22 protein-coding genes are annotated in these 19,813 nt (G+C 70.7%); 8 read left to right on the forward strand and 14 right to left on the reverse strand.

Going from position 1 to position 19,813, the window contains the following annotated elements; all coding sequences use genetic code 11:
* On the reverse strand, positions 1–1,002 hold a 1,002-nt coding region (locus M8I34_RS01870; protein WP_250047546.1), incomplete at its 3' end, for an RNA polymerase sigma factor.
* Between the two features lie 346 nt (positions 1,003–1,348).
* Here M8I34_RS01870 and M8I34_RS01875 point away from each other — a divergent pair.
* Positions 1,349–2,272: a CAP domain-containing protein gene (locus M8I34_RS01875; protein ID WP_250047547.1), complete on the forward strand. Its 924-nt coding sequence runs from the start codon at positions 1,349–1,351 to the stop codon at positions 2,270–2,272.
* Between the two features lie 150 nt (positions 2,273–2,422).
* On the opposite strand, the gene M8I34_RS01880 is transcribed toward M8I34_RS01875, so the two are convergent.
* The gene (locus M8I34_RS01880) at positions 2,423–3,073 is read right to left on the reverse strand and encodes an alpha/beta hydrolase (RefSeq protein WP_250047548.1); all 651 of its coding nucleotides are present in this window, start codon (positions 3,071–3,073) and stop codon (positions 2,423–2,425) included.
* A gap of 331 nt (positions 3,074–3,404) precedes the next feature.
* On the opposite strand from M8I34_RS01880, the gene M8I34_RS01885 reads away from it, so the two are divergent.
* Entirely contained in the window at positions 3,405–3,914 is a 510-nt protein-coding gene (locus M8I34_RS01885; RefSeq protein WP_051817687.1) for a MarR family winged helix-turn-helix transcriptional regulator, read from the forward strand.
* Between the two features lie 9 nt (positions 3,915–3,923).
* On the opposite strand, the gene M8I34_RS01890 is transcribed toward M8I34_RS01885, so the two are convergent.
* From M8I34_RS01890 to M8I34_RS01925, 8 genes are all read right to left on the reverse strand, one after another.
* Positions 3,924–5,186 carry an amidohydrolase family protein gene (locus M8I34_RS01890; RefSeq protein ID WP_250047549.1) on the reverse strand — a complete coding sequence of 421 codons (1,263 nt, stop codon included), beginning with the start codon at positions 5,184–5,186 and terminating at the stop codon, positions 3,924–3,926.
* Positions 5,183–5,761, reverse strand: a complete 579-nt coding sequence (locus M8I34_RS41575) for a nuclear transport factor 2 family protein (RefSeq protein ID WP_308371814.1) — start codon at positions 5,759–5,761, stop codon at positions 5,183–5,185. The genes M8I34_RS01890 and M8I34_RS41575 overlap by 4 nt, the downstream gene beginning before the upstream one ends.
* 16 nt (positions 5,762–5,777) lie before the next feature.
* Positions 5,778–6,455, reverse strand: coding sequence for an O-methyltransferase (locus tag M8I34_RS01900; protein WP_250047550.1), 678 nt, complete (start codon positions 6,453–6,455; stop codon positions 5,778–5,780).
* A complete protein-coding gene (locus M8I34_RS01905) occupies positions 6,452–7,393 on the reverse strand; it encodes a TauD/TfdA family dioxygenase (protein ID WP_250047551.1) in 942 nt (313 codons plus the stop codon). Before M8I34_RS01905 ends, M8I34_RS01900 begins: the two co-directional genes overlap by 4 nt.
* The gene (locus tag M8I34_RS01910; RefSeq protein WP_250047552.1) at positions 7,390–8,961 is read right to left on the reverse strand and encodes an AMP-binding protein; all 1,572 of its coding nucleotides are present in this window, start codon (positions 8,959–8,961) and stop codon (positions 7,390–7,392) included. The genes M8I34_RS01905 and M8I34_RS01910 overlap by 4 nt, the downstream gene beginning before the upstream one ends.
* On the reverse strand, positions 8,948–9,598 hold the full coding sequence (locus tag M8I34_RS01915; protein WP_250047553.1) for a thermostable hemolysin: 651 nt from the start codon (positions 9,596–9,598) through the stop codon (positions 8,948–8,950). The genes M8I34_RS01910 and M8I34_RS01915 overlap by 14 nt, the downstream gene beginning before the upstream one ends.
* A gap of 28 nt (positions 9,599–9,626) precedes the next feature.
* The gene (locus tag M8I34_RS01920; protein WP_250047554.1) at positions 9,627–10,631 is read right to left on the reverse strand and encodes an acetylserotonin O-methyltransferase; all 1,005 of its coding nucleotides are present in this window, start codon (positions 10,629–10,631) and stop codon (positions 9,627–9,629) included.
* A 1,005-nt stretch (positions 10,632–11,636) separates the two neighbouring features.
* Entirely contained in the window at positions 11,637–12,248 is a 612-nt protein-coding gene (locus M8I34_RS01925; RefSeq protein WP_030074981.1) for a flavodoxin family protein, read from the reverse strand.
* A 513-nt stretch (positions 12,249–12,761) separates the two neighbouring features.
* Between M8I34_RS01925 and M8I34_RS01930 the strand changes: the two genes are divergently transcribed.
* The 4 genes from M8I34_RS01930 to M8I34_RS01945 all read left to right on the forward strand — a co-directional run bounded on the left by M8I34_RS01930 (position 12,762) and on the right by M8I34_RS01945 (position 15,238).
* Positions 12,762–13,139, forward strand: coding sequence for a hypothetical protein (locus tag M8I34_RS01930; protein ID WP_250047555.1), 378 nt, complete (start codon positions 12,762–12,764; stop codon positions 13,137–13,139).
* Positions 13,140–13,444: 305 nt separating this feature from the next.
* Complete coding sequence (locus M8I34_RS01935) at positions 13,445–14,206, forward strand: MerR family transcriptional regulator (protein ID WP_250047766.1); 762 nt, start codon at positions 13,445–13,447, stop codon at positions 14,204–14,206.
* Between the two features lie 163 nt (positions 14,207–14,369).
* Positions 14,370–14,666, forward strand: coding sequence for a hypothetical protein (locus M8I34_RS01940; RefSeq protein ID WP_030983120.1), 297 nt, complete (start codon positions 14,370–14,372; stop codon positions 14,664–14,666).
* Positions 14,667–14,926: 260 nt separating this feature from the next.
* Positions 14,927–15,238: a DUF4326 domain-containing protein gene (locus M8I34_RS01945; protein WP_250047556.1), complete on the forward strand. Its 312-nt coding sequence runs from the start codon at positions 14,927–14,929 to the stop codon at positions 15,236–15,238.
* 62 nt (positions 15,239–15,300) lie between these two features.
* Here the strand turns inward: M8I34_RS01945 and M8I34_RS01950 are convergent, their stop codons facing one another.
* Together M8I34_RS01950 and M8I34_RS01955 are read right to left on the reverse strand one after the other, a co-directional pair.
* Positions 15,301–15,789, reverse strand: a complete 489-nt coding sequence (locus tag M8I34_RS01950) for an SAM-dependent methyltransferase (protein ID WP_250047557.1) — start codon at positions 15,787–15,789, stop codon at positions 15,301–15,303.
* An 85-nt stretch (positions 15,790–15,874) separates the two neighbouring features.
* Positions 15,875–16,273, reverse strand: a complete 399-nt coding sequence (locus M8I34_RS01955; RefSeq protein WP_244416823.1) for a DUF3662 domain-containing protein — start codon at positions 16,271–16,273, stop codon at positions 15,875–15,877.
* A gap of 199 nt (positions 16,274–16,472) precedes the next feature.
* Between M8I34_RS01955 and M8I34_RS01960 the strand changes: the two genes are divergently transcribed.
* Together M8I34_RS01960 and M8I34_RS01965 are read left to right on the forward strand one after the other, a co-directional pair.
* Positions 16,473–17,039, forward strand: coding sequence for a GNAT family N-acetyltransferase (locus M8I34_RS01960; protein ID WP_250047558.1), 567 nt, complete (start codon positions 16,473–16,475; stop codon positions 17,037–17,039).
* Positions 17,040–17,388: 349 nt separating this feature from the next.
* Positions 17,389–17,691 (forward strand): HIT family protein, encoded by a 303-nt coding sequence (locus tag M8I34_RS01965; protein WP_250047559.1) that lies wholly within the window; start codon positions 17,389–17,391, stop codon positions 17,689–17,691.
* An 18-nt stretch (positions 17,692–17,709) separates the two neighbouring features.
* Here M8I34_RS01965 and M8I34_RS01970 read toward each other — a convergent pair whose 3' ends face one another.
* Positions 17,710–18,129 carry a hypothetical protein gene (locus M8I34_RS01970; RefSeq protein ID WP_250047560.1) on the reverse strand — a complete coding sequence of 140 codons (420 nt, stop codon included), beginning with the start codon at positions 18,127–18,129 and terminating at the stop codon, positions 17,710–17,712.
* Complete coding sequence (locus tag M8I34_RS01975) at positions 18,126–19,799, reverse strand: hypothetical protein (RefSeq protein WP_250047561.1); 1,674 nt, start codon at positions 19,797–19,799, stop codon at positions 18,126–18,128. Before M8I34_RS01975 ends, M8I34_RS01970 begins: the two co-directional genes overlap by 4 nt.
* Between the last annotated feature and the right edge of the window lie 14 nt (positions 19,800–19,813).

Genomic DNA, 19,813 nt, shown 5'->3' on the forward strand with positions numbered 1-19,813 from the left:
CTTCGGCTCGGTCTTCCGGTCCTCCGGTGGTGGAGCGGACGACCACCACAGGGCGGCTGTGACGGCCACCGCGAGCGTGGCGGTACCCGTGACGGCGGTGCCCTTCTTCAGTCGGCGGGGCCCGGGGAGCCGCTTCGGCAGAGAGGGTGCGCCGGGCGCTCCGGACGCGTGGTGTGCGGGGGCCGAGGCCGCCGCAGCGGTCGCGGCGGTGGGGGCCAGGGCGGCGGGCGGGGCGAGGTGCGCAGGCAGCGGCAGGAGGGCGAGGCCGGCCAGGAGCCCCTCGGCGGGCAGGAGGTCCTTCCAGTGCCCGGAGCATGCCGAGCACTGACGCGCATGGCGGGATATTCGTTTGCGCCAGAGGGCGCAGGGTTCGTTGTCCCAGGTGGCCGTCAATTCGGCCAGATCGGGGCATGACGGACTCGCCGCGAGCGCACGGACCACCACGCGCCCGGCCTCGAGCTGCTCTTTCATCCGCTGTACCCGGACGGCCGCGTGACGGGAGTCGATCCCGACGGCGGCGACCAGCTCCGGCCTGGTGATCTCCCCCGCGGCCTCCAGCCACCACAGGGACAGCAGCGACCGGTCACCCTCGTCCAGCCACCGAGTGGCCGCGGCCACTTCGCGACGCTGGCCGGACAGTCCCAGCTTCAGGATGGTCAGGTCCACGAAATCGGCGGAGCGGTCGGCCCGTTCCGGTGCGTGTTCCAGGCCGACGACGGGTGTCTTGCGCTCGGTGGTCCACCGGCGGCGTACCTGGTTCATGGCGATCGCCACCAGCCAGGAGCGGAAGGACGCCGGCTCCCGCAGGTCCGCCAGCGATTCCAGGACGCGCAGCATGGTCTCCTGCACCACGTCGTCGACGTCCGCGTGGCCGTCCAGTGCACGGCCCACGACGTTGTAGATCAGCGGGAGGTAGGAGGCGATCAGCTCCTCCCGGGCATGTTCGTCCCCGGCCTTGGCAGCCTCGACGGCTGCCGTCCCGTTTTCCTGCTTCACGCCCATTCATCCCTGTTCAGTCGTGCGTACGCGTAACCCCCGCACTCAGGTGACTCCGTGGGCACGTCGCGATAACAGAAAAACCTACGCGGATCCGGAGGGCGCCCGCGCCCCGGCCCACGCGCATGGCTCAGCCCGGGGCCGACGGCCCCGGCCACGCGTCGCGGCAGCCGGTCCGTGCGGGATCACCGAGGGTCTCGCCGGGACCGCTCATGAGGACGCAGAAAAAATCTTGCGAGGTTTTCGTTATCGGGTCCCGCCCCCGGGATCTCCCATGTGTCGGACCACCCGGGCCTCGCACCACGCGGCCCGCAGGCCCGACGGATCCCCAGCCCCCACAGGAAACGGAACCATGAACAACGACCACCTTCAGACGGATCTGCACGACGAGGCCCTTACGGGGAGCGGCCGCCGGGCGAACGGGTCCGCCACGCACCGGCGTTCCGGCCTGTCCGACGCCGGCAGCCGCTCGGGGGGACGGCACGGGCGGAACGGCGGTCTGCACCGCGGTGGCGGTCATCCCCGGCGGAAGGTCACGCTGCTGGCGGTGGCTTCCGTGATCGTCGTGGGTGCTACCGGTGCGGTGCTGATACGGCCCGACTCCGGAGCCGACCAGGCGCTCGCGGCAGAGGGCCGGTCCGCGCCGGTGACGACCGACGCCGCCACCTCCGCCTCCCCGACGCCGAAGGCCTCGAAGCCGCCCAAGAGCCGCAAGCCCTCGGCCTCCCCGTCCGAAGCCAAGCGACACGGCAAGCGGCACACCTCACCCCCGCCGCACGCCAAGACCCCCGACCGCACCACGAACACGGTCAAGAGCACGACACCCCGCGCCCCCCGGCGCGAGTCCGGAGCCGGCGCCCCGGCCGGAACGCGGGCGGCGACGGGCACCGCCGCGGCGTTCGCGCAGAAGGTCGTCGAGCTGGTCAACGCCCAGCGGGCGCAGCGCGGCTGCGGCCCGCTCACCGTCGACCCCCATATCCAGGCCGCGGCGCAGGCCCACTCGGACGACATGGCCGCCCGCAACTACTACGAGCACAACACCCCGGAAGGCGTCGATCCCGGAACCCGGATGACCAAAGCCGGTTTCCAGTGGGGCAGTTGGGCCGAGAACATCTTCAAGAGCCCCAAGGATCCGTCCACGGCGGTGAAGGGCTGGATGGACAGCCCGGGCCATCGTGACAACATCCTCAACTGCTCCTACAAATCCACCGGAGTGGGCGTCAATCTCAGCGCCAACGGCCCGTGGTGGACCCAGGACTTCGGCACCCACGCCTGACCGCACCCGGCGATCGGTGCACTGGCTCCTTCGCCGGCCGGGGCGGTGACCACGCGTCCCCAGTAGCCCCCAGGTTCCCCAGCAGTTCGGGCCGGTCGGTCCGGTCCGGACTGCTGGGCCCGGTGGCACCGGGACGTCAGCCGCGAGGGGTCAGCCGCCCGTCGGGGCGAAGGTCCGGTCGAGGAAGCCGTCGAGATTGCGGCGGGCCGCGTCACCGTGCGGACCGGCGAAGATCTCGGCGGCGTGGAGCGTGCCGGGCAGGACCTTGACCTCGGCCTTCGGGAAGCTGTGGGCGACCTCGCGCAGCCGCCCTTCGTCGGAGAGCGGATCGTCGGCGGTCCCCAGGAGCAGCAGTTCGCCGCCGTAGGACGTGCCGTTCCCTGCGGTGTAGCCGCCCAACGAGGCGAGCGGGCTGATGCCGGCGACGCCGGCCGGGCGGGCGGTGCGGTCCGTCAGCATGCCGAGCATCAGCGTGCCGCCCATACAGCCGCCCACCCACGCCACGCTCTTGGTGCCGCGCGAGCGCAGCAAACGGGTCGCGTCGGACACGGTCCGGCGGCGGTCCGCCCCCCAGTCGAAGGTGACGACGTGGTAGCCGTCGGCGGCGAGCCGCTTGGCCTCGGCCGCCCATTCACAGGCGTCGCCCCAGGAGATGGGGGCGAAGACGACCCCGTGCGGACCGGTGCCCACGGTGACCAGGCGGCCGCCGTCCGAGGAACCGGGCAGACGGTATGCGGTGGCGCCCCGGACGCCGCGGAAGCAGGACGGCAGCCGGTCCGGCGCGGCGCTGAACTCTCGCATTCCGACGGTTCCTTCCTCGGCGGAGCGGCGGTTTTCCGCCATTGCGCTCCCTTGTGGGGCCTTTTCCGCGGTGCGGCCGGCACAGGCAGTGGCGCCGGTCAGAGCCAGGACCAGGACCGCTGTCATGGCCAGAGCACGCCTCGACTCACGCTTGAACATGGGAGAAGCATAGAGAGAAAGCATTGGAAAAAGCTATATTGAAAGATAGATGGAAAGCTTTTCACAGTGTCTGCATCTGGCAAGCACACAGTCTCCCCAGGTCAGAACGTGCCTGTCCGGACGGTGGGATATGTTTGGACTGAGCACTTAGGTAGAGGGAAGGCGGTTCTCAGTGGAGCCTGACCACGTAGACGAGATCATCTCGGCATGGGGACATGAGCTGCCCGAAATCGCCGGTCTCCCGCTGGAACTCGCCAAACGGACCGCCCTGTTGGTTTCGGCCTTCGACATCGCCGCCGGAGCCGAGCTGGAGAAGCTGGGGCTCACCCAGGCCGAGTACGGAGTGCTCGCCACCCTGCGGCGGATCGGCGCCCCCTACCGCCTCAAGCCGACCGATCTCACCCACGCTCTCCTGCTGTCCTCCGGCGGCACCAGCAATGTCATCAAGCGCCTGGTGGCCGCCGGATATGTCACCCGCGCGGCGGCCGAGGACGATGCGCGCAGCAGCTGGGTGCAGCTCACGCCCAGCGGGGTGGAGACCGCCGAGGCGGCAGTGCGCGCCACCACCGCCGTGCACGCCCGGCTCGTCGACCGCATTCCGGCCCCCACCGCGAAGGCGCTCAGCGAGCAGCTGCGGATCGCCCTCGCCGCCATCGAGGAAGGCGTGCTGATCCGCCGCTGACCGCCGACGTCAGCGAGCGGCCAGCCGGTCGCGCACGCCCTGGGCCCGTGCCAGCAGCCGCGGCAGCCCGGCGTACTGCAACCGCCCCTGCCGCTTGACGACCCGCCCGGCGACCATCACGGTGTCGACATCGGCGCGGTCCATCGAGGACACGACGGCCGCCGTGGCGTCATACACCGGCGCCACGCCGGGGCGGTCGGTCCGCAGCACGAGCAGATCGGCCTGCTTGCCCGGGGTGACGGAGCCGATGGTGTCCGCCATCCCGAGTGCCCCGGCGCCGCCGAGCGTCGCGAACTCCAGGACCTCCCGCGCCGTGAGCAAGGGCGCTTCCGGGCCCGCATGGCCCTGAAGCGCGGCGAAGCGCCCGATCTGGAAGGCGGCCCGCATCTGCGTGAACATATCGCTCGGCGCGGCGACTTCGACGTCCACACTGAGGCTGGGCAGCAGTCCGGCGGCCGCCGCCGCGGCGAACGGCGGCAGCCCGTGGCCCATCGTCATCTCGATGGCGGGCGCGACCGACAGCGCGCCACCGCTGTCGTGGATCATCCGCAGCTCGCCGTCCTCCATCCCGGTGCCGTGGATGAAGACCGTGCCGGGACGCAGTACGCCGAGGCGGCGCAGCCGGGAGACCGGTCTGCCGCCCCGGACGTGCAGGGCGGTCGGCAGGTCCAGTTCCCGTGCCAGGGCCCAGCCGCGCCGGATGGTCTCCTCACTGCCGGCCTCGGCGTTGAGCGCCATGGTCACCAGGCTGTCCTTGGCGTGCAGCCGGCGGGTACGGACCCGGCGGGCATCCTGTGCCGTGCCGTGTCCGTAGGCGAAGACGCTGCGCAGTCCGGAGTCGGTGAGCGCATCGAGCAGGGCGTCGGTGTACTCCTCGGTCGGCTTGTCGACGTTGGAGATGTCCTGCACGGTGGTCACCCCCGCGTCCAGCGCCCCCAGCGCGCTCAGCAGGTTCCCGGTGTGGAGATCATCGGCGGTGAGCCGGGGCGCCAGGGTGTGCAGCACGGTCGCGAAATACTCGTCGAGGGTCTGGTCCGCGCCGCTGCCGCGCAGTACGGCCTGCCACATGTGCCGGTGGGTGTCGACGAAGCCGGGCAGCACGAGGCACCCGCGGGCGTCGATCCGCTCGCCCACCTCCGTGGCGTCGAGGTCCGGGCGTACCGCGGTGATCCGGCCGTCCTCCACCAGGATGTCGGCGGACGGCAGTTCACCGATGGCCGGGTCCATGCTGAGGACGCGGCCACCGGTGAGGAGCGTACGGGCGGAGGTCATGCAGTGCCCCACCCCTGGGGCGGTTGCAGGCGGCCCATCTGGAGGTTCCAGTACTCGGTGTTGCGCCGGCAGCGGCCGTCGGGCGTGAAGAGCAGGATGTTGCTCTCCAGGAAGGTGACCCAGTGGTCGCCGTCGGGGTTGATGGCGGGGGCCCGCAGGGTGACCCAGAGTTCGACGGCCGCCCGGTTGCCGGTGACGACCGGGGTGCCATGACGGCCCGTCATATCACTCTGGCCGGCAGTGATGTCGCGCCAGTAGCGTCCGATGGCCTCGCGCCCGCGGAAGGTCTGGGCGGGAACGCCGGGCACTGCCTCGTACACGGCGTCGGGGGTGAACAGCCGGACCGCGGCGGTGTCGTTCTTGGTCCGCCAGGCCTCCAGATAGGCATCGGTCCAGCTCGATACCTGGGCGGCGGTGAGCTTGCCGGCCGTTCGGCGGCGTGTGCGGCCGGGGTCACTGCCGCCAGGGGCAGCGCGGCGAAGCCGGCCCGGAGGAGGGTACGGCGGTGGGTACGGGGATTCACAGGTGTTCAGAGCCCTTTCCGTGCGTACGGGGTGGTGCGGCGCCCGGCGGATGCCGAGAGCGGCGGCGTCATGCCTCGTCCTGGAGACGGAGGGAGAATTCGATGCCGTCGCCCAGGGGCAGCTGCTGGGAGAGGTAGCCGTTGCCGGCCGTGCGGACGTGGTCGGTGAACTCGGGCGGCAGCATCGGCAGGTTGTCGGAGACGATCAGGGAGCCGGCCCGCAGGGCGGGTTCGAGCACCTTGAGGACCGGGAGATAGAGCTCCTTCCATCCGTCCAGCAGCACCAGGTCGACCGGCCCGGGGAGCGCGGCGAGCTGTTCGCGGGCGTCGCCGGTCCGGATCTCGGCGTAGGTGGCGAGCCCCGCGCGCTCCAGGTGGGCGCGTGCACGGTCGGCCTTGCCGGGATGCAGCTCCGAGCCGATGATGCGGCCGCCGCCATTGTCGCGCAGCGCCGCCGCCGCATAGATCGTCGAAGCGCCGAAGGAGGTGCCGAATTCCACGACGAGCGCCGGGCGCAGGCTCCGTACGAGCTGGAAGAGGAAGGTGCCGACCTGCGGGTGCACGGGCAGCGCGGCCTGGGCACACAGCTCGGCGGCCTCCTGGGCGGTGGGCGGCTGCGGCCAGTCGGCCGCGGTGGCGTAGGCGCGCTTCATCACGTCCGGGTCATGGTGCTCGGCGGTGCGGGCGATCTCGTCCAGGACGGCGCCGACGCGCGCGTCGTCGAGCCCGGTGGGGGTGAGGGTCATCGCTGTGCCTGTCCCTTCCGCACGGCGGCGAGCAGTGCGGGGTCCAGGTAGCTCTGTGCGTTGTAGATGGTCCGGTCGGTGTCGAGGATCTCGCGGCGGCCGTGCATCACCCGCGTGTTGTCGATCAGCGCCAGGTCACCGTCCTGCCAGTCGAGCTCCTCGGTCAGTTCGGAGGTGAGCCGGCGGAATTCGGCGAGGAGTTCCTCGGGGATGTCGGTGCCGTCGGCGAAGGTGATGTGCGGGGTCTCGTAGTTGTACGAGGGGCCGAAGATGCTGTTGGCCCAGGCGAGCCGGCTGCCGAAGAGCGTGGCGCGGGCGGCGCCGGTGCGGTACGCGTAGTGGAGGGAGCCGTCGTCGTTGAGCTGGAGGGTGGTGGAGACATTGCTGCCCACCAGTTCCTTCATATCGGCGAAGGTGATGTCGTCGGGGTCCTTGCGGCCTTCCGTCTGGTGGCAGACGAACGCCTTCCACTTGGGCTCCTCCACCCGGCGGCTGTACATGATGTCCTTGATGCCGAAGACCGCGCGGGCGGTGTCACTGGCCGCGTCCCAGACGCGGTAGCCGTCGCAGACGGTGGTCCGGGAGCCACTGGCGGCGGCCTTCTCGCACAGGAACCACGTCAGGTCGGGTCCGAAGGGGCTGTTGCCGTTCTCCAGATGGAGGCCGACGGCGCCGGTGCCGGCGTCCACCTTCTGGGCGACCTCGCCGCCGTGGAAGGAGCGTGCCGGGTCGAGGGTGATCCGGCTGGAGTGCGCCTTCACGAACGAGGTGAACTCCTCCAGGTCGGTGTGGAAGCCCCGGAAGAGCAGGAAGCCGGCGTCGGCGAGCAGCCCGGTGACCCATGCCGGGTCCAGCGCACCCAGCGAACCGTCCGCGGCGGGCAGGACGAGCCGGCCCGTGGCGGCGCCGTAGGGCCGGACGTCAGCGGTCGTGGTCATGCGTCAGCTCCTTGGTGGTCGTACAGCGTTCCGTCGGACAGAGCGGTGCGGACGGCTGCCCGCATGGGCCGGCCGGTGACGGTGAAGAACCTGCGGTAGAGGCACTCGTCGGCCACCGTGAGGTGCGGTACGGCGACCCGTTCCACCTCGGAGAGGTGTGCCGCGCCGAACTCCCGGACGGCTGCTTCGGCTTCCGCGAGGTCGGTGGACTCCTCGACCAGGAACAGTCCGTGGAGGACGGTGAGTCCGTCGCCGACCACCGCGACGGCGCGGACGAACGGGAGTTGGGCGTACTGCGCCTCGACCCACTCGGGGGCCACGTTGCGGCCCGCCGCGGTGATGATGACGTTCTTCTTGCGGCCGGTGATGCTGAGGAATCCGTCCCCGTCGATCCGGGCCAGGTCGCCGGTGCGGAGCCAGCCGTCGGCGTCGAGGACGAGGCTGGAGGGGTCGTCGCGGGTGTAGCCGGCGAACAACGAGGTGCTGTTGACCAGGAGTTCCCCGTCGTCCGCGAGCTTGACGCGAACGTGTGGCAGCGGTCGGCCCACGGTGCCCGTGCGGCGCGCGGCCGGGGTGTTCCAGCTGACCACGGAGCTGTTCTCGGACAGTCCGTACCCTTCGTGGACGGGGAGGCCGTGCTCCTCCAGGCGGCGCAGCAGCTCGGGGTGCACGGGCGCACCGCCGCAGCAGATGAGCGGCGCCTCGGCACTCCCGAACAGGGCCGGTGCCACGGCCCGTCCGTCGGCCGCGGCCTCGTCCGCGGCGGTGGCGAAGGCATCGACTAGCGCGGGCGTGGCGACCATCGCGGTCGGGCGGGACGCGGCCACGTACGGCATGGCGTCGGCGGGGGCCGCGGCCGCGGTGCCGACCAGGGCCTTGCCGGGCGGCATCAGGACGAGCGTCCCGCCGTCGAGCAGGACCATGTAGAGGCCGGTGACCTGCTCGATGAGCAGGCTGAACGGAACGACGGAGAGATAGCGGGCGAAGGCCCCGCGGGGCATCACCGAGCGCAGTGAGCCCAGCAGTTCATTCAGCGCGGCCGCCCGGATCCGTACCCCCTTGGGACGTGAGGTCGTCCCGGAGGTGTGAATGACCTTGCACTCCCAGTCCGCTTCGCCGACGCCGTCCGGCGCCAGTACCAGCGGCGCGGACGGAACGGGCCCGTCGGTGGACAGCGGCAGCACCGTGCAGTCCGGGCGCAGCACCCGGTCCCTCCCCCACTGCGTCAGCCGCTCCTGCCCGGCCGCGTCCGCAAGACACAGGTCGGTCTCCTCCAGCAGACCGGCGGCCTGTTCGGCGGAGAAGGCGAGCGGGACCGGCACCTCGATGGCGCGTGCGACGATCAGGGCGAGATCGGCGACCACGAATTCGGGGGTGTTGCCGCAGACCACACCGATGCGCAGCGGCCGGCCGTCCCCGTGGCCGATCCGTTCGGCGAGGTCCGCGGCCCGGCGCGTCACCTCCTGGTAGCCGAAGGTCCGGGCCGGGACACCGTCCTCCCCCAGCACCTCGATCATCGGACGCGGCGATTCGCCGAACCTGACCAGGCTCTCCCTAATGGCCCGCATGGCCGGCCACCTCCATTGCGCTGATGCTCAGTTGGAGGTCGGTGACGGAGTAGCGCCCGGTGGTGTCGGAGAACAGCCGGTCCAGGGCGTTCAGCGCGATGACGCCGACCTGTGGCTTCTGGTCGTAGTACGAGCCCCAGCGCGCCGCCTCGTCGGGAGGCAGCCGGTCCGGGTCGGCGGGTCCGAACGGTTCGAAGCAGATGCCGGTACGGGCCAGCGTCGTGATCAGGCTCCGGGTGGCGGTGCACAGGATGTACTCCATGCCCAGGCACCAGGAGATGATCGGGGTGGCTCTGATCAGTTCACGGCCGACCGAGGCGCGCCTGGTGGCCAGTGCCCCCACCTCCACCACCCGCCTGCGGTCCACCGTGACCCCGAGACGGTCCAGTGCGGCGGCCTCGATCCCGGTGTCGAGATACCGCTCGGAGAACAGCTCCTGGTCCCTGCCGAAGGTGAGCCCCGCGCAGGCCAGTGGCGGGCAGGGCTCCGCCGCCCCGCCGCAGTCCGGGCGGGCGACGATGAACGAGTCGGGCCGGGGCGCCACATCGGCGCCGTAGGCCTGGGCGTACACCTCGCGAGCGAGGTCCGCGGCGTCCAGCCATGAGCTGCTCGCCCGGTGTGCCAGATCGATCTGCACGGTGCTCCCCCCTTCCCCGGCTGCCGGCTTACTTGGTGCCGACGACCAGAGAGACGGATGAGGGCAACGCGATCCGCTCGACGGTCTTCAGCCCCGCGCCGGTGAGCCAGTCGGAGATCTCCGGCAGGCTGTAGGTGCGGTCGCCCGAGCAGGCGTACATCGCCAGGGAGAACGCCGCGTTGTGCTCGTCGAGCTCCTCGCCGCGTACGTCTTCCAGCACCACGATCCGGCCGCCCGGCCGCAGCGCCTCGGCGGCCCGCGCGACCAGGTCCCGGTTCTCCTCGTCGGTGTGGTTGTGCACGATCTCGAAGAGGAAGACCACGTCATATCCGGTGCCGAGGTCGCCGCTGAGGAAGCTGCCGCGCTCCAGGGTGATCCGGTCGGTCAGTCCCGCCTCCGCGATCGCGGTGCCGGTGTCGGCGAGCGCCTCGGGCAGGTCGAGGATGGTGGCGGACAGCTCGGGGTGGCGACGGCACATGGCCATGGAGTGCAGTCCGTGCGAACCTCCCAGGTCCAACAGGCGCCGCGCGCCTTCGGGCAGCGGTACGGCGTCGACGATGGACTGCACGGTCAGCCGCGACTTGACCCGCATGTACGCGGAGAAGTCCCGCCCGGCATCGGGGTTGTCGGCCCAGCGCTCCCACAGCGACTGAGCGGGCTTGCCGTCCCGTACGGCCTGCGGCAGTTCCCACATGACGTTGGTGAGTTCGTACGCCCACAGCAGCGCCGGGGTGAAGTCGTATTCGGCGTTCTTGCCGAGCCAGCGTTCGGCGAGCGGGCCGTTGCGGTAGCGCCCGTCCTCCAGGGTGAGCCAGCCCAGGACGGCGGCGACGTCGGCCACCGCGCGGGTGCCGTCCGTGCTCGCGCCGATCGCCGCGGCCAGCTCGTCGAGCGTCTTCGGGCCGTCCTCCTCCAGGGCGGTGAAGATGCCGAGCTTGGCGGCGGAAGTGAGCGCCGCGTAGCGGATGGTGGAACCGATCACCTCATCGATCGGGTTGCCCGCCAGCTCGGCGTCGGTAGTGGTCTTGAACATGGCTGATCTCCTCAGGATGGCAGGTGACAACAGCCGCGCCGACGGCACGCGGCCAGGACACACCGTGCTCGCGGCGGCGCGCGGGCACGGTGAAGGCGATGGGACTGCCGAACGGGGACGAGCTTCAGCCGGCCGGGGCCGTGGAGCAGATGCGCCCCTGGGGCGAACCGGCTCCGGCTGTGCCACGAGGGCGAGGGGGGAGGGTGCTGCGCGCCGTGGCGGCCGTGGTGGATCACTCCGAGGTGCGGGGCCCATCGGAGTGGTGTGCAGCTTCGGTTCCGGCCGCGGCGCCCGGTGACGACGCCCGCCCCGTGACGGCACCGGACGAACCGGCCGCCGCCCGGACAGCGCGGCAACACAGGGCATCAGCGGCAGCACAGGGCATCAAATGACCCGGCACTCTTCCGGTGGCCTCGTATGGGAAGCCGGTACGGAGCCGGGCAGCGGCGTCCTCGGCCGGTGTGCCGTGGATCGGGAGCGGTTCGGTGCCGGGGCGGTGGGCCAGGCGTGGCGGAGCCGGTGGGGCGGCGATGTCATGGCGTCCCGGAACACTCCGGACGCGGATGGCGCGGGGCAGGAACCACCAGGGGGACGCCCCTGGCACGAGACGGACGACCGGCGCTCCACCGGGATGCGAGCGGCTGACGGCACAGTCGATTCCACTCGCCCTGCCGGTCGTCGGATCGTCGCTGCCGGGGCCGGCGAGCCGGATACGGGACCGGGCGGGCCCGCACCCGGCGATCCCCCGACAGGAGACGGCGGTACGGAGAGGGCGGCCCCCACCGCCGGCACGGGAGACGGCGGCGGTCCCGGGCACGGCACCCCCACCGGGGCGTCGCGAGCCGCCCCGCCCCCGTACGGCAGCCGCCCCGATGCGTGGGTAACCGCTGCTCGCGTCGCTCCGAGCCTGCTCGGACGCGTCCACATAGGGAACCACCGGTTCCTGACGGCTGTTCATCGGGCCCCCCTCCCGGTCTCAGCTGCCTCGGTACGGGCCGTCGAAGGTCAGTCGGAGACCTCGTCGAACCCGACAGCCGCGCGGCCGGCCCGGTGGACGTGGGCGGTCTCGGCGATCCGGCGGCCGAGTGCCTCGGCGGTGCGCAGATCGCTGGCGCAAGGGGTGACGTCGGGCCCCTCGTCGTTGTTGGACTGGGACATCGCGCCCAGCCAGCTGCCGAGCCGGTTGATGTCCTCGGGGCTGCCCGAGGAGGTGTTCCAGCCGCCGTACTCGGCGAGGCCGACCCAGACCATGCCGTGCTGGGCGGCGAACAGCGCGATGTCGATCAGCGCGTTGAGTTTGTCCCCCGCCATGTTGCCGCTGTTGGTGAAGCCACCGGCGATCTTGTTCTTCCAGCGCATGTTGTCGCCCCAGACCTGGCTGGTGGCCTCGACGAACGCGCGGAAGACGGCGCTGCTGCCGCCCATGTAGGTCGGCGTGCCGAAGATCAGGGCGTCGGACTCCTGGAGCACCTCCCACAGTTCGTCGTTCAGCTCGGCGAGGGAGACCAGGCGCACCTGGGTGTCGGGAACCTTTTCCGCGCCGGCCGCGACGGCCGCGGCCTGCTTTGCGGTGTGGCCGTATCCACTGTGATACGCCACCGCAACCTTGATCTGCATGCTTCTCCCCCACCCGGGACCGATACGATGTTTAGCTTTCACTAAAGCTGTTCAGAAAGCTTTAGGTGCTGGTTACGCTATCCATCCCCGCGCTTCCAAGGCAAGCGCCTCTGGACAACACCCTGAAAAGAACAGGTAAACCGGCAGGTCGGAATAGTTCACCCGGCCACCTCCACTTCTCTGGGCAGCCGCGCGCGACACCGGACACCCCGTCACCATGACCGGCCCGTCCGCGACTTCCCCCCAACCGGACGAAATCGGGCGCCGCATCGACAGTGGGGCCGAGCGCGACGACACGAAGCCCGGCGCACCGCCGCGCAGCTCCGCGGACCTGCACCCCGGCACAGCAGTAAGGCGCCCGGAGCCCAGCCATCCGGCCGAACGACGCTGACCGGCCACCTCATGTCGCCTGCGCCCGTGGGGAGTTCTTGTACTCAGAAGACGCTCACCGATACTCTGAAAGGTTCCACTCCCGTGGATCGTGCCCTCGAACAACGGAAGGAGTGGGTCGCCGTGAAGTGGCGAACCCAGCCGCCCGCCCGGAAGGTCTCCGGGAGTCCGGGCGGCGGTTCCGGAAGGAACGAGATGTCCCGTACGGACAGGACGAAGCCGTTGTGGGTGCGCTACACGGAGCACCACCCCCGGCCGGTCCACGACCACCGCCACGGCGCCTGCGATCTGCCGCCGAACCCGACGCGTGAGGACGCGGACACACGCTGCCGGTGGGAGCACCCCGGCACACTGCTGTTCGGCAGCACCTGCTGCTCGGGGTGCAGTGTGCGCTCCTGCATCAAGGAGCGCCGGCAGATGGTCAGGGCCGACAACCGCAAGGTCCGCTACGCAGGCCGCCGCGCGACCCGCCTTTCCGTCACCGGCGAGGACAGCGACTGACCCCCCCCCCCGCATCCGCCCGGAACCTGCGGAAGCACCGCTCGGTGGCGGTGGCGCGGATTGTTCCCAGCGGCCTTGGGGGCGGGGCCCGGAGCGACCGTGTGTAACCCGGCCACGATATTTCTGACTTAGCGTCAGGATCACGGTGGGGGCCGTCACTTCTCCACGGAAGCGGCGGCCCCCACCGGCTCGGTCTCAAGCCTCGCACGATCCGCACGCCGGTCCGGCTTGCGGTTTCCGCTGCGTCAACTTCTACGGTCTTCTGTGTGGCCGGAGAGACCGGCCCGGCGATGGGAGGCACGGCAATGGCCTGGTCGATCGCGGAGGTGGCCCGGATGTCCGGGGTGACGTCCCGGACGCTGCGGCATTACGACGAGGTCGGTCTGCTGCCGCCCGCATGGATCGGAAGCAACGGACACCGCTTCTACGAGGAGGCCGACCTGCTGCGGCTCCAGCAGATCCTGCTGATGCGGGAGTTGGACCTGGGGCTGCGCGAGATCCAGGCGGTTCTGGACAGCCAGGTCGATCAGGTGGCCGTGTTGCGCGAACACCACCGGCGGCTGCTGAAGGAGCGGGACCGGCTGGAGACGCTGGCACACACGGTCGGGCGGACCATCGCCGAACTGGAGGAGGAAAAGGACATGGACGGAACGACGAAGATCAACAGGCCGGAGAACCTGTTCGAGGGATTCGAGCCCCACCCCGCCGAGGCCGAGGTGCGCGAGCGGTGGCCTCAGGAGTGGGAGCAGACCCAGCAGGTCATCGAGACGATGACCGCCGAGGACACGGAGCAGTGGCAGCGTGAGGTGACGGCGCAGATGATCCGCATCGCGGAGTTCATGGCGTCCGGCACACCGGCTGCCGATCCTGCGGTACAGGCCGAACTGGACGCCCACTACCAGGGCATCTGCCGCTTCTGGACCCCGAACTCGGACGCGTACAAGGGCCTGGGGCAGACCTACGTCGACGACCCCGGGATCCGTGCGAACTACGACAAGATCGCCGACGGGCTGGCCGTCTACCAGCGCGACGCGATGGTCGTCTACGCCGACGCCCGGTTGAGCTGAACCGACTGCTCACGTTGCCGGGGCGCCGCGGGCCCCGGCAACGACGCCAAGGCTGACATGTGACCCAGGTCACACGACGACGTGTCATACGCCGAAGGGGCCGCATCCGTATGCAAGGTGACGGGCCCGCACGGGGCCCGGCACTACGGGGAAAGGACCTCTCGTGCGTAACAAGCGCATTCTCACCACTGCACTCGCTGCCGCCGCGCTCACGGTCATCGGGCTGGGTGGCGCCGCCCAGGCCCACGCGACCACCGGAGCCGAGGCCGCGCCGGCCGCCTTCCACGCGCCGGCCAAGCCGATGGACGGGCCGCCCGGAACGGTGTGGACCGGCAAGAAGTTCTGGACCCTCGGCGGCTGCCAGGCCGCGGGTACCGACCTGGTCAACAGCGGCAAGTGGGCCGACCCCTTCTGCGACGGCACGGGGCTGCGGTGGGACCTGTGGGCCCGGCCGCTCTAAACCCTCTCCGGCTTGCGGCATTTCATCGGTGAGCCGCAGGTAGCAATCCCGAGCTGGACGGCCGTCCCCGTGCAAGTCTGCGGTTACGGGGGGGGACGGCCGTCCGTTGTTCCACGGCCAGGACGACGAGGAGAGCCGGACCGGTCGTTCACCGAGCGCATCGCTCGTCGCTTGCACTCGCGTACACCACCGCCCCCGGTAGGCCTTCGTCCTGCCGGGGGCGGTGGGCAGCGTGCGGACGAAAGCGTGAGAATGGCGGCATGAAACGCACGACGGTCGTCAATCTCAAGGGCCACCGGGACGACCCGGAGTACGCCGATGTGATCTATGTGGGGCGTGCCATGAACCGGGGCGGCTGGCAACTCAAAGCTTCGCCCTTGGCCAGTCCGTTCCGTCCGGGCCCGGACGGGTCCCGCGCGGAGGTCCTGGCGAAGTACCGCGCCTATCTGCTGGAGCGCCCTGACCTGCTCGCGCTCCTGCCTGAACTGCGCGGCCACCGGCTCGGCTGCTGGTGCCTCCCGGAGCCCTGCCATGCCCAGGTGATCGCCGAGATCGCCGACTCCATGGAGTGAGAAGCCGAGCGGGCACGGAGCGGCCGGGCCGTTTCCCGAGACTGGGTCCCGGCCCTCCGCTGTCAGTAGTAGGAGCGCACCAGCTCGGTCGACCACTGCGGCTGCCGGAGCTCTCCGCGGGGGCCGAACTCTCGGAGGTAGGGCTTGATGTCGAGCACGGGGGTCCCGTCGACCGCGTCCAGATCGCGGACGTGGAGGTCCATGCCGTCTACCTTCACCAGCGTGCACCGTGAGACACCCAGCCGGTTGGGGCGGTCCTTGCCCCGCTGGGCGAAGATGCCCACCAGCGGCCAGTCGGTATTGCCACGCGGATGCCGGGCACCGGTCTCGATCTCCTCCTCGGGCACACGATGGAAGTGGAAGACCACCTCCAGGTGGGAGAAGTCCGCCAGCCCGAGCAGTGCCTCTTCCCCATAGACCGCGGCATCCAGCCGGATCACCGCAGGAACCTCGCCCCAGTGGTCGTCGGTGAGTTCGCCCCGCGGGCTCATCACTTGACCGATGGGCCGCACGGTTACGGCACCGGGCTGACGCTGCGAGGTCGGGTCCATTCAGGCCTCCAGACGGGCACACGTTCGACAGAGGCTTCAGTCTGCCCCGGCAGAGCCCGTCGGATCAGGCGAAACCGGATATTGATCACATCCCTTGGGGGCCGGCGGCACCGGCAGGAATGTGCGCGAGGGCCGCGCTCGATATGCGGTACCGGCCGTTCGGCACGTCGGCGGCGGTGACGTGGACGGTGAGCGGCCCCGCCCATTCGTATCCGCGGTCGACGGCATGCCGGGCCAGCACATCGGTCAGTTGCTGCCCCACCTGTCCGCCGCGTTCGGCCAGTTCATCGTGCACCTCTTTCGCAAGTTCGACGGTGTAGTCATTGGGCACGAGGACTCTGCTCTGGCTACAGACGACCGCATGGCCGTCACACTCCTGCCGTAGCGCGTCGAACAACTGGACCGGATCGGTCCGGAAAATCTTGGCCAGCAGCGCGCTCTCGCAGTCCTCCACCACTCGTTCCCAACGCATCAGCAATCCCATGGAGATCGTCTGCCCTGGGGCGCCATGCACATGCGGAAGGGGGTCGCTACGGAGTCATCGGAGGCGAGGCGGCTACGAGGTGATGCGTCGGGCTGGGACGAGGCAGGCCGGGCAGCTCGGGTCGGGTCGGGTCCGGTCGGGTCACAGGAAAACCCTTGGCCCTCCTCACACCGGCAGCCACAATGGGCAGGTGCCGATCATGACCTTCCCTGAAGCCGATGTCCCGCCCGGTCTCCAGACACAGGTGTCGGAGCTGCGGGACGAGGCCTGGCCGCCGGATTCCTCGTCGGCGCCCGGCACCTTCGCCCACGACCCTGCCTTGCGGCCGGTGTCCCTGCTGCTCGTCGACGGTGCCACGGTGCTCGCCGCGCTGGACATCCTCACCAAACCACTCGTCCATGACGGAGAGCGGTTCCGGGCCGCGGGGCTGAGCACGGTGGTGACCCGTGGCACCGCCCGCGGCCAGGGACACGGCCGCCGTCTGGTGACGGCCGCCCGTGAAGCAATGGCAGCCATGAATCTGGATATCGGCCTGTTCACCTGCGACCGGCCGCTCCGGTCCTTCTACGAGAGCGCGGGCTGGCACCACCTGCCGGGCGCGGTGCTCGTCGGCGGTACGCCCCTGGCCCCGTTCCCCAGCGACCGCCCCGGCTTCGACAAGGTCACCATGGCCGACTTCTTCTCGCCCCGGGGCCGCCGGCATCGGTCGTCCTTTCCGCACTCCCGCATCGAGTTGTACCCGGGCGAGATCGACAGACTGTGGTGACGACGGCCCTCCGCGGGGCACGTAGCGTTCCCGTTGGACGGAATGGCGGAATGACGGAATGAGGCCAAGCACCGCGACGGCGGATTTCCTGGTCGATCATTGATTTCAGCAGACGCGCGCCCGACGGCCCGGTGAAGCCCGGCCGCCCGGCCTGACGGGAGGGGCCGGCCCCGACCGGTGCGCCCGGCCCGAACAGCCCCGCGGAGGATTGATGGTCGGTCATGGGGAGTTCCGCAAGGTGGCCGGAGACGTGCCCGGGGCCGGCGTCCGGAATCCGCGGACTCCCCGTGGCGCTCATCGGCCCGGGTGTCCCTTCTGCCTCATCGTCCGGGGCGGGGCACCGGCAACGGTGCTGCGCGAGTGGCCGGAGACCCTCGCCATCCGGCCTCGCCATGGCGGTGTCACCGACGGGCATCTGCTGATCATCCCCAAGGTGCATGTGGCCGATGTCGCCGAGGACCCGTCGGTCTCCGCGACCACCATGCTGCGCGCCGCCGAACTCGCGGCGGAGGCCGGCGACTGCAATGTGATCACCTCGCGCGGCCCGTCGGCCACCCAAACCGTCCGCCATCTTCACCTCCACCTCGTCCCGCGCGCCGACGGCGACGGCTTGCTTCTGCCGTGGACCACCGCCCGGCCCGCGGAGAGATGACCGCCGGAGCCACACCACTCAGGCGAGGAAGAGGACCGTCATGGTGTCGATGGCGACCAGGACGCCATAGGAGAGCAGCATCGTCCTGGACAGTGCTACCCCACGCCAGGGCACTCGGTCGCCGTACTGCTCGGCGTCCATGGTGAACGGCGGCACCTGCGGGGTACGGCGGTCGGCGACCTTCTCGTAGAGGGTACGGAACCTCCGCTCCTGGCCGAGGTAGTAGCTGTCGAGCAGCCAGAATCCCGCCGCCAGTCCCAGCGCGACCACCACCGTCTTCCAGCTCGGACCGCGGGTGGCGACCGCGATGAAGGCACCGCTGACGGTCATGGCCCAACTCTTCACGACGAAGGAGGTGTTGGCATGCCGGGCGATCACGGTCTGGAGGAACTCCAGGTGCTTCACTTCCTCCGGACAAAAGCGCGGTGGCACGGTCATGCCGTCGTCCCTCCTTCCTCGGGCCGCGGGCTGTCGGAGCCGGCGTGACGAGGCTCCTCCCCCGGCGAGGCCGTGCTGGACTCGCCGGGTGCCCGGTCCCGGTCGTCATGGGGCGTCCGGGGCTCATCCGGTACGTGGACCTCGTCCGGGGCGTCGTCGGGTACGTGGGCGTCGGCGGGTTGCCCGGCCTCGTCGGCCTCCTGGACCTTCCCGGATATCTGAGCCCCATCGGCTATGCGGGCCCCGTCGGTTTCCTGGGCATCATCAGGTACTTGGGCCTCGCCGGACGTCGTCGCATCGGGCTGCTCGGTCCGCTGCTCGGGCGGTTCACGGAACTGTGCGTTCAGATCGTCGGCGATGCCGTTGAGCCGGTCTTCGAGCGGTTCGGGGGCGTAGCGTTCGAGCACCCTGTAGGCCTGATCGAGGAGTTCGAGACGCGCCCGGGGCGGTGTGGGACGGGTGGGCGCCCGCTCGTCGGTGGGCGGGGCGGCTCCGTTGCGTACCGCCGCGGGGTACGGCCAGGCGGGCGTGGTGAGCGGAAAGTCGTGGCGGCCGGCCACGCCGGTGCGGGCGCGCTCCTCGACGATGCGGATGCATGCCTCGTCGAGCGTCCGGTGGGCGTCGCTCGCCGCCGCCTCGACCGTGGAACGCAGCCGCCACCAGGTCTCGGTGTGCCCCACCAGCCTGCGCCGTGCCTCCCCCAGCAGCTCCCGGCCGCGTTTCTCCGCGTCGGCCACGGACCGTCGGGCCTCCCGGTCGCTGTCGGCGCAGGGGTTGTGGGCGAGCACCTTGACCACGATCGCGGCGGTGCTGAGCACCAGGGTGAGGAGGACGACGGCGCCCTGGTCCGGTGCCAGGTCCACATGCTCGCGTACCGCGTCGGCCGCGCGCATACGGGCCCAGATGCCGACCATCGTGAGAATGGCCAGGGCGAAGAGCACGGGTCCGGCCGCGTTCGGCCAGGGCAGTTCCCCGGCCTTCCGCCGTTCCGTACGCGGGCTCTTGGGCCAGACCGCCTCGCGCAGGGCGGCGATCGGACCGCGGTGGGTCCGCTCCAGTGTGCGGGCGGCCCGGGTACGCCGCCGGAAGACGGACTCGGCCAGCAGACTGCCCGCGGCCAGCAGGCAGACGGCGACCCCGAACCCGGGCAAGTACGCCAGGTAGTAGGCGACTGCCTGCTCCTCCCCCAGCCCGAAGAACCGCTGCATCAGCGTGCCGATGAACATCGTGTCGAAGGCCACGCCGGCGACCAGGGTGGGCCACAGCAGGCGCCGCCAGAGCACCGGGGGGCGGCGCAGGCTCTCCGGCCCGTCGTCGGCATGGCGGGTGCGCAGTTCCCCGACGCGTTCCTGGGCCCGCCGGGACGTCCGGGCGACGGTGAACCGCTCGGCCGCTTCGATGGTGGTCCGTGCCTCCTGGAAGGTGCGGGCGGCCGCGGTTGCCGCGCTGCCGAGCCCCGGCTGCGCGGCGGTCAGCACGGTGTTGGCGTCGGTGAAGGCACGCATGAGGGCGGCCTGTTCGCGGTTGTCGGTCTGGTCCGCCGGCCGTGCGGCGGGCCGCTTCTTGACGTCCAGTTCGACGAAGGTGGGGTCACTGCCGGGAGGGCAGTCGACCGCCGCCTGATAGCGGGCGGCCGGCCCTGGCCGGTGCTTTCCGTTGGTGGTGTTCATCGCTGCCCGCCGTC

It is taken from the genome of Streptomyces sp. MCA2 (assembly GCF_023544705.1).
GTDB lineage: Bacteria > Actinomycetota > Actinomycetes > Streptomycetales > Streptomycetaceae > Streptomyces > Streptomyces decoyicus.